The 2,188-nt window shown below is 43.7% G+C and carries 2 protein-coding genes; both read left to right on the top strand.

Features of this window, described 5'->3' with window-relative positions:
- A partial coding sequence (locus VN429_RS06055; RefSeq protein WP_325630942.1) for a FecCD family ABC transporter permease occupies positions 1-954 on the top strand: 954 nt, incomplete at its 5' end.
- Positions 951-2,188, top strand: a 1,238-nt coding sequence (locus tag VN429_RS06050) for an ABC transporter ATP-binding protein (protein WP_325630940.1), incomplete at its 3' end; no start/stop codon positions are given. The genes VN429_RS06055 and VN429_RS06050, both read left to right, overlap by 4 nt.

Here is a 2,188-nt window from a genome sequence, read left to right as displayed (position 1 = left end):
GTGAAACATCGAGTTCAATTTCTGTTCCTGATTTTCTCATTCGTTCTGCTCATTTTGGCCATTCTGGGGTCGGTTACTCTTGGTCCTGTGTCGATCTCCCTTGCTCAGGCATTTGGAGGAGGGACAGGTTCTCAAATATTTTTGGATATCAGACTGCCCCGGGCTATTGTTGCTGCAATTGCCGGAGCCGGACTCGCAGGTGCCGGAACTGCTATGCAGGCTCTCTTTCGTAATGATCTTGCAGATCCATATATTCTTGGAACATCATCTGGAGGAGCAGTTGGAGCATCCCTCATGATGGCACTTGGACTTGTAGCACTCATCCCATCTGCTGCATTTATTGGTGCTATTTCTGCTGTTTTTATCGTTTATCTGCTCTCTACACACAATGGGCGGATAAGCACAAGTGTTCTTCTTCTGACCGGAATAGCTGTATCCACTTTTTTTTCAGCAGTTGTTTCCGTTTTTATGGTTTTTGCTGGAAGTAATATGCATCAGATTATGTTCTGGCTGATGGGTGGTCTCTGGAATGCATCATGGGCAGATATTCCTCTCCTCTGCCTTTCTTTTATTCCCATTGTTCTTCTTCTTGTCTATTCACGAGACCTGAACATAATCACATGTGGGGAGAATGAAACTCATACCCTTGGAATTGATCCACACCGAACGAAACTTCTTCTCCTGGGAGCATCTGCCGGACTCATTGGGATTATTGTGTCTGTCACCGGATCTATCGGTTTCATAGGCCTTGTCTCTCCCCATATAACGAGGCTTCTCACCGGCCCGGATCATGCGATCCTGATTCCCGGTTCATTATGTTGTGGTGCATTTTTACTCCTTTTGGCAGATACCATGTCACGAACCTGGCTTGGTGAACTTCCGGTTGGAGTTGTTACTGCATTCTTTGGTGCTCCTTTCTTTCTCTTTTTAATCAGGAGAAGGGAGGAGTTATGAGTGAAATACTGCTCACAGTCAAAGATCTTGACGCCGGATACAAAGATCGGGATGTTCTTAGACAAATTCAACTTTGTGTTCATGAACAAATGTTTATTGGAATTCTGGGTCCCAATGGTTCAGGAAAATCAACCTTTCTCCAGGTTCTTGCCAAATCATTAAAATCTCGTTCTGGTTCTATTTTACTCGATGGAATTGAGTTGGATGATGTTCCATTTAGAGAATTTGGAAAAACTGTCGGGTATGTACCTCAGGAAAATTCAATTCCTTTTTCCTATACTGTCCGGGATATTGTGATGATGGGAAGAAATCCTCATATCCCGAGGTTCAGACCTCCCGGTGATGAGGATGAAAAGGCAGTTTTGAAAGCACTGAAACAGACTGGTGTCCTCGAATTTGCTGATCGATCAATTACAGCCCTGAGCGGCGGAGAAAGACAACGCGTCCTCATCGCCAGGGCTCTTGCACAGGATACTGAGTTGCTTTTGCTTGATGAGCCGTTTGCTCACATAGATCTTCGTCATCAGTACGACCTAATATCCCTGATTCGCGAAAGTGTTAAAGGAAGAAAAGCAGTTATCGGAGTTTTTCATGATATAAACCTTGCAGCCGCATACTGTGACCATCTTCTACTCCTACATAATGGGAAGATCCACGCATTCGGGACACCCCATGATATCTTGAATGAAGAAAATATGAGAGCAGTATTTCAGATATCCCCTGTGATTAGTATTAATCCGGCTACTGGTACTCCATGTGTATTTGTACTGGATCAGAAAGAAATCCAAAATAACCAAAACCCCGATATATTTCTCATTTCAGGAGCAGGTACTGGAGCATGTCTGATGTCAGCCCTTTTTGGAAATGGATACCAGGTCAGATGTGGCGTTCTGTCAGAACAGGATTCTGATTTCCAGGTTGCCAGAAGATTAGGTTTTGATGTCATCAGTGAGCCCCCGTTCTCCCGGATTACGCTGGTACACCAGGAAGAACTTCTATATCAGGTTAAAAAGGCTGATATGGTTATTGTCACATCCATGCCGATTGGGTGGGGAAATTATCCTAACCTCAAAGTACTGGAAGAGGTTTCGACAGAAAAGATAATTCTCTATATTCCTGAATCAGAGCATAAAATCCAGGATTATACAGGTGGAGCAGCCACAACTCTGCTTAATGAATTAATGGAAAAAGGAGCTGTTAAGGTACAGTCTTTTGCAGAGATATTGAATATCGT

The sequence above is a fragment of the Methanospirillum sp. genome (genome assembly GCF_035560735.1).
In the GTDB taxonomy this organism is placed as follows: Archaea; Halobacteriota; Methanomicrobia; order Methanomicrobiales; family Methanospirillaceae; genus Methanospirillum.
This window is presented reverse-complemented; position numbering and strand designations above follow the sequence as displayed.